Source organism: Streptomyces muensis, assembly GCF_021474425.1.
GTDB classification, from domain to species: domain Bacteria; phylum Actinomycetota; class Actinomycetes; order Streptomycetales; family Streptomycetaceae; genus Streptomyces; species Streptomyces muensis.
Window position 1 is genome coordinate 1 of record NZ_JAKEIP010000344.1, and the last position, 6,950, is coordinate 6,950.

At 69.8% G+C, this 6,950-nt stretch carries 7 protein-coding genes; 3 read left to right on the forward strand and 4 right to left on the reverse strand.

Going from position 1 to position 6,950, the window contains the following annotated elements:
- Positions 1 to 109: 109 nt before the first annotated feature.
- Positions 110 to 664: a TetR/AcrR family transcriptional regulator gene (locus tag L0P92_RS40230; RefSeq protein WP_273634152.1), complete on the reverse strand. Its 555-nt coding sequence runs from the start codon at positions 662 to 664 to the stop codon at positions 110 to 112.
- 154 nt (positions 665 to 818) lie between these two features.
- Positions 819 to 1,667 (reverse strand): NAD(P)H-binding protein, encoded by an 849-nt coding sequence (locus L0P92_RS40235; RefSeq protein WP_234768090.1) that lies wholly within the window; start codon positions 1,665 to 1,667, stop codon positions 819 to 821.
- Between the two features lie 187 nt (positions 1,668 to 1,854).
- Between L0P92_RS40235 and L0P92_RS40240 the strand changes: the two genes are divergently transcribed.
- The 3 genes from L0P92_RS40240 to L0P92_RS40250 all read left to right on the forward strand — a co-directional run bounded on the left by L0P92_RS40240 (position 1,855) and on the right by L0P92_RS40250 (position 3,882).
- Complete coding sequence (locus L0P92_RS40240; RefSeq protein WP_234768091.1) at positions 1,855 to 2,532, forward strand: helix-turn-helix domain-containing protein; 678 nt, start codon at positions 1,855 to 1,857, stop codon at positions 2,530 to 2,532.
- Positions 2,533 to 2,640: 108 nt separating this feature from the next.
- On the forward strand, positions 2,641 to 3,363 hold the full coding sequence (locus L0P92_RS40245) for a hypothetical protein (RefSeq protein WP_234768092.1): 723 nt from the start codon (positions 2,641 to 2,643) through the stop codon (positions 3,361 to 3,363).
- A 186-nt stretch (positions 3,364 to 3,549) separates the two neighbouring features.
- Positions 3,550 to 3,882 (forward strand): DUF2516 family protein, encoded by a 333-nt coding sequence (locus L0P92_RS40250; RefSeq protein WP_234768095.1) that lies wholly within the window; start codon positions 3,550 to 3,552, stop codon positions 3,880 to 3,882.
- A gap of 188 nt (positions 3,883 to 4,070) precedes the next feature.
- Here L0P92_RS40250 and L0P92_RS40255 read toward each other — a convergent pair whose 3' ends face one another.
- A complete protein-coding gene (locus L0P92_RS40255; RefSeq protein ID WP_234768093.1) occupies positions 4,071 to 5,366 on the reverse strand; it encodes a PP2C family protein-serine/threonine phosphatase in 1,296 nt (431 codons plus the stop codon).
- Between the two features lie 306 nt (positions 5,367 to 5,672).
- On the reverse strand, positions 5,673 to 6,737 hold the full coding sequence (locus tag L0P92_RS40260) for a C40 family peptidase (protein WP_234768094.1): 1,065 nt from the start codon (positions 6,735 to 6,737) through the stop codon (positions 5,673 to 5,675).
- Positions 6,738 to 6,950: the final 213 nt, after the last annotated feature.

Below are 6,950 nucleotides of genomic sequence, written 5' to 3' on the forward strand. Positions count from 1 at the left end.
GTCGTGGGGCCGGGGGGAGGGGATGGGCGTGGCGCGCCTTCTTGGACGCCGGGGTCGGTCGGGGAAGCTGGCGGGCCCTCTGGGTGTGGCAAGTGCGCCGCGCAGTGGGTCAGTCGTTCCTGGGTGGGTGCAGGTGGGCCGCAGGCTCGGGCAGCGGTTCGGTGTTGCGGCTGCTGAGGCCGTCCAGGGAGATGTGCAGGAGGCGGCGCCACTGGCCCGGGTGGGTGTCGCCGGTCGTCAGGACGGCCTGGCTCAGGGAGCCGCTGAGCAGGACCAGGTCGGCGGTGGTGACGTCGGGGCGCAGGAGGCCGGCGTTCATGCAGCGGGTGCGCAGCTCGTCGATGAAGGAGTAGCAGCGCTGGGCGCAGGAGCTGGTGGGGCCGCCGGTGCTGGCGTAGCTCTCGATGACGGCGCGGTTGCCGGCTTGCGTGGTGAGCATCTGCTCGAAGAACCCGGCCAGTGCCTGCCAGGGGTCCTCGGTGGCGGTGGCCTGCTCGTGGGCGGCGGTGAGCCAGGAGGTGAACTGCTGTTCCAGCACGGTGGCGAGCAGGTCGTCCTTGGTCGGGAAGTGGCGGTAGAGCGTGCCCATGCCGACCCCGCTGCGCCGGGCGATCTCACGGACGTCGACGGTGCCGCCGAGACCCGCGAACGAGTCGACCGCCAGCGGTCGTCCTGGGCTGACGGCTACCGCAACATCCTTGGCATCACGTACTTGACCCTCGTCCCGGTCACCGGAACCTGAAGGTGTGCGCGATGGTGCGGAGCTGCTGGACGAACCACGGCTTGGCGACGGTGCGGAGGGAGCTTTAGTTTGGTTCTCACCCGTGCGCTGACAGGACGTCGCGGAGAGCGAGAGGGGAGCGGCCGGTCAGCTGGGTGTAGTCGTTTCGGACTCGATCCCAGCGCTGTTCGCGCACCGAGGCGAACATGGACGAGAAGGCGTAGAGCCACCAGGGATCCAGGCCGGTCGCCGCCATCTCGGCACAGTACGTGTCAGCCGGGATGTCCACGTAGGTGACAGGCGTCTCCCACGCCTCCGCCGTGATCGAGGCGATGCCTGCCAGGTCCACCGACTCGGGCCCCGTGATGTCATGGTGACGGCCCGTCGGCTCACCCACAGCGAGTGCGGCGAGGGCGCGCGCCACGTCGTCGCGCGCCACCAGAGAGACCCGGCCGTCCGCTGCCGGAAGCCGCAGCAGCCCGGTCGCGCGTGCCTCGGTGAGCCAGCCTTGGAAGAACTCGATGTACAGCGAAGCCCTGGCGAACGAGCACGGGATGCCGGAAGCCAGAAGCAGACCCTCGGTGAGCCCGTTGACCACGGCATAGCAGAACGGGGACGCCGTGTCGGCGTCGACGCTGCTCAGCGCCGCGACATGGCCGACGCGCTCAGCCGCCGCAGCGGCTACAACATTGCGGTGGTGCAGCAGCACCCGTGCGTCGGGCCCGTCACTGGAGACGAAGACCAGAGTGTCCACGCCCTTCAGCGCCGCACGCAGAGCGGGTGGATCGGCGTAGTCGGCGACGGCGACCTCCACCTGCGGCGGAAACGTCCCGGCAGGCAGCCTCCGCCTGGTCATCGCTACGACGTCCACGTCGCCCCGGTCCGCGAGCAACCCCACGACCCGCCCGCCCAGGCTGCCCGCCGCCCCAGTCACCGCGATACGCATCGTTGCCCCCGTCGCCTTGTCACCAGTCGGACAACCGTAGGCGGCCAAGCGCGACAGCGGCTCAGAAAGAGCGAGACAGCACCGGCTCGGCCGGAGATCTCCGAGAGCGGGCCCGTTCGGAGTGGCATGGCGCACTTTTGCAAGCGGGTGCTTGCAATAGTTAGCGACGGTGGGGCAAGGTGGAGGCATGGCATCGCTCAACGTCGGCAATCTCGGTGAGTATCTGCGTGAGCAGCGGCGCACGGCGCAGCTGTCACTGCGGCAACTCGCCGATGCCGCCGGGGTGTCCAATCCGTATCTGAGCCAGATCGAGCGCGGGCTGCGCAAGCCGAGCGCGGAGGTGTTGCAGCAGGTCGCCAAGGCGCTGCGGATCTCCGCGGAGACGCTGTACGTGCGGGCCGGCATCCTCGACGCCGAGCGGGACCGGGACGAGGTGGAGACGCGTGCCGTCATACTCGCCGATCCCACGCTGAACGAGCGGCAGAAGCAGGTACTGCTCCAGATCTACGAATCCTTCCGCAAGGAGAACGGGTTCGGGATATCCCCTGAGGCGGGGGAGACGGACGAGGCTGCCGAGGCGGTCCAGCGAGCAGCCGAAGCCGTCTCGGCGGGCCAGGACGCGGTGCATTCCGAGCAGGGCGATACGACCGACGCGGACCGCACTGGCGGCACGAACGGCTCGACCGGTACGACCGACGCCGACCGCAAGCCCGCCTCGCGCCGTACCCGTACGGCCAGCAGCACCGGCACCACCCGCACGACCGGCACCAACCGTGCCACCCGCACGACCCGCAACACCCGCACCTCCGACGGCAGCGCCGCCGACCCGGAGAACCCGATCGACCCCCAGCAGTCGGCGGGCTGACCGCGAGCTGCCGTACGCGCGACCCCCGTCCGCGTCGGCAAGCATCGGCCCGGCCGATCACGGGGACCCAAAACCCTCACCTCAGAGCAAACCGGGAGGACCATCACCATGGCCATCACCGACGACCTGCGTAAGACCCTCAGCGACCCGACTCCGCTCTACTTCGCCGCCGGCACCGCCGACCTGGCCCTTCAGCAGGCCAAGAAGGTGCCCGGTCTGGTGGAGCAGCTGCGCGCCGAGGCGCCGGCGCGGTTCGAGGCCGTGCGCAACACCGACCCCAAGGCCGTCCAGGAGAAGGCCACCGCCCGCGCCAAGGAGGCGGGTGCCAAGGCGAAGGAGGCTCAGGAGAGCTTCCAGACGAAGGTCAACGAGTTCGTCAGCAGCCTGGACGCCGACATCAAGAAGTTCGGCACCAACCTGGACGCGGACTTCAAGAAGCTCGGCAGCAACCTCGACGCCGACCTGAAGAAGTTCGGTGAGAGCGCCCAGGACATCGCGCTGCGCACCCTCGGTGTCGCCGCCGAGTACGCCGTGAAGGCCCGCGAGACCTACGAGAAGGTCGCCGAGCACGGCGAGCAGACCGTGAAGACCTGGCGCGGCGAGGCGGCCGAGGAGATCGAGGAGTTCGCCGTGGCCGTCGAGCCGAAGGCCGAGCCGGTCGAGGTCAGGACGGACAAGGCGAACGGCGTGGACAACGGGCGGAAGGCCGAGGCCAAGCCGGCCCGGACCGAGCCCGCCGCCGAGGCGGCCCCGGCGAAGAAGGCCCCGGCCAAGAAGACCACGGGCGCGCGCAAGACCACCGCCAAGAAGACGACTCCGCCCGCCAAGTAACCCCTCGACCCCCTCGACCAACCCGTTCCGAGTACCCCCAGGTCACCCGGGCGGGTGAAACGGGACCATCGCGCACGGGCCGGGCACTTAACAGGTGCTCGGCCCGTTGTTCGGGTAGCCGGCCTGCGGTTGCGGGTACGGTGACCGCGTAGGTACGAGCCGAGTCGGGTGGTGGACGTAGTGCTGATGCAGGGCTTCGCGGGGTTCATGTGGCTGATGAGCATGGCCCTGATCCTTTTCAGCGGCTTTGCGCTGATCGACGCGGCCATCCGCCGCGAGGACGCCTACCGCGCGGCCGACAAGCAGACCAAGCCGTTCTGGATGATCATCCTCGGGCTCGCCTTCGTGGTGAACCTGATCTTCAACATCCTGTCGTTCCTGCCGATCATCGGCCTCATCGCGACGATCGTGTACATGGTCGACGTACGCCCCGCGATCAAGGGCCTCCCCGGCGGCGGCCGCAGCAGAAAGGGCTCGAGCAGCGACGGCCCGTACGGCCCGTGGAACGGCGGCCGCTGAGCGGCAGCTGCTTGACACGACGCCTCCTCAAGGGCCAGCGCCGAACGACGCCCCCAGGGGCCAGCCACCCAAGCCCCGGGACCATGCCGATGCCCGAAGGGACGCGGGCTATATCGATCTGCAGTCCGCGGCTTCGCCGCGAGGTGCGAGACGCGACTCCGACCCCGCCCCGGACGTCGACGCGCCCCTCAAACCCCCCGATCCAGCAACAACACCGCCACGTCGTCCGCCAACTCGCCCCCATTGAGGTCCCGGACCTCATTGACCGCGGCCCGCAGCAACGCCTCCCCGCGCAACCCCTCGGACAGCTGCCGACGGACCATGGACACCATGCCGTCCTGCCCGAGCCGCTCCCGCCCCTCGCCGACGCGTCCCTCGATCAGGCCGTCGGTGTAGAGCATCAGGGACCACTCCGCGCCGAGCTCCACCTGCATCCGGGGCCAGCGAGCCCCGGGCAGCAGCCCGAGCGCGGGCCCGTTGTTGTCGTACGGCAGCAGCCGTGCCGCCCGCCCCGGCCGGGCGAGCAGCGGGGAGGGGTGTCCGGCCAGGCAGAGCCCGGCGCGTCGGCCGTCCGGCGCGATGTCCACCGTGCACAGCGTCGCGAAGATCTCGTCGTCGGCCCGCTCATGCTCCAGGACCTGCTGCAGCGTGCCCAGCAGCTCGTCGCCGCACAGCCCCGCCAGCGTGAGCGCCCGCCAGGCGATCCGCAGCTCCACACCGAGCGCGGCCTCGTCGGGCCCATGGCCGCAGACGTCGCCGATCATGGCGTGCACGGTGCCGTCCGCGGTACGGACGACGTCGTAGAAGTCACCACCCAGAAGCGCACGTGAGCGCCCCGGGCGATACCGCGCGGCGAACCGCAGCGACGAGCCCTCCAGCAGCGGCGTCGGCAGCAGACCGCGTTCCAGACGACGGTTCTCCTGGGCGCGCATCCGGCCCTCGGCGAGCCGGCGCTCGGCCGTGTCGGAACGTTTCCGCTCCACGGCGTACCGGATCGCCCGGCTCAGCAGCCGCCCGTCCAGCTCGTCCCGGAAGAGATAGTCCTGGGCGCCGACGCGCACGGCCTCCGCGCCGCGCTCGGCGTCACCGGAGGCGGTGAGGGCGAGGACGGCGTGCCGGGGCGCGAGCTCCAGGACGTGCTTGAGCACGCCCAGCTCGTCCTCGTCGTCGCTCCGGCCGGGCAGCGCGAGGTCCAGCAGGATGCAGTGCACGTCGTCGGTGAGCAGCCGCTCGGCCTCGGTGAGGTTGCGGGCGGTGCGCACCCGGATCGGCTTGCCGGTCGAGTCGAGCAGCTCGGGCACGATCGCGGAGCCGCCGGGATCGTCCTCGATCAGCAGCAGCGTCAGGTTGGTGTGGCTGGTGTTCTCGACCGTTGTTTCCTTACGCGGGGCCTCTTCCGTGGAGGTGCCGCCTGGGGACGCGGCCTGCGCCTGACCACTTTCCACGGCCGGGATCGCTCTCTGCCGCGGTATGGGTACGGGCATCGTCTGAGTTCCTTCCCTCCCCCCCGAGGGCTGGTGGAACGAGGGGTCTCGATCCACCGACGGGGACCATAGCGGTTGTCGGCGCCGCAACGGAATGGTGTGGCGCACGCCGAATGGGCGCTGGCCGCTGTCATATGCCGCGTTCCCTACCGCAGTTGGACAGCGTGGCGGACGCCCAGGGATGACGAACGTCACGTCAATACACAGACGGAGAACTGGGTGACGTGGGTTGGGTCACGTGGCAGGGATCACGCCCGACGGCCCCAACACCTCACACGCCACCCGCCCGCAAGTCGGCCTCAATGCTCACGCATCGGGTCGAACCACTCCGAGGATCGGCATCGATCCGGCCCCCGCGACGGTCACCGTCCGCCCCGGCCGCGGGGCGTGGATGATCGCGCCGTCGCCGACGTACAGGGCGACATGGCTGGCGTCGTCGTTGTAGATGATGAGGTCGCCGGGGCGCATGTCCTCGATGTCGATGCGCTTGAGCTGCTTCCACTGCTCCTGCGAGGTCCGCGGAATGCCGCTCCCGGCGCTCGCCCAGGCCTCCGACGTGAGCCCTGAACAGTCGTACGTCTTGGGCCCCTCGGCGCCCCATTCATACGGTTTGCCCAGCTGGGCAGTGGCGTATTCGATGGCCTTGCGCCCCTTTTCAGAGGCCTCGCCCTTGATGTCCTTGAGGATGCCGGAGTCCAGCCAGGCGGTCTGCGCCTTGTGCGCGGCCTCCGCCTCCAGCTCGGCGAGGCGCTCCTTCTCCTCCTCCTCCAGCTGGGACTCCAGCTTCTCGGCCGCCGCGATCTGCTTCTCGATCTTCTTCTTGGCGGCGGCCTTGGCCTTGCGGCCGTCCTCCAGCTTCCGCCACTGGGCGGAGGCGTCCTTGGCGTACTGCTCCAAGTCCTGCTGGGTGCGGGTCATTTCGGCCAGCAGCCCCTTGGTCGCGCGCTGCCCCTGCAGCACCCGGCCCGTGCCGTCGAGGAACGCCTGCGGGTCGTCGCTGAGCAGCAGATGCGCCTCGTCGGGCAGTCCGCCCGAGCGGTACTGCGCGGCGGCGGCGGCGCCCGCACGCTTCTTCAGGTCGGCGAGCTTCTCCTGACCTTCGACGATCTTCTTGGCCAGCGCGACGATCTGGGCGGACTGCGTCTTCGCCGCCTCCTCGGCGGCGTTGTACTCGTCGGTGGCGACGGCGGCCGAGTGATAGAGCTTGTCCAGCTTCTTGCGCACGGCCTCAAGGTCGTTGTTCGACACGGACGGTGAGGCACTCGGGGTCGGTGTAGGAGCCGCGAACGCCGTCCCTGGGACCCCCAGAACGGTGACCGCGCAGACAACGGTCACGGCCGCTGCGACCAGGCCGCGCTTGCCCGAACCCATACCAGTGCCCCCAAACTGATGTCCCGTCAGTAACTTACGGGGGATCGTGCCATGCCGACGCGCAAAGTGACAGAGGTCTGCTTCCCCCCGTTCCTCCCCGTCATGACGATCTCCCCGCCTTTGTGACGAACAACTCCCGGAGATCGTTCCCCCAGCCCTCACCCCCGCGGCGCCCTATGCCTCCTACGGTGCCCGGCAGCGGTGGATCCGGGC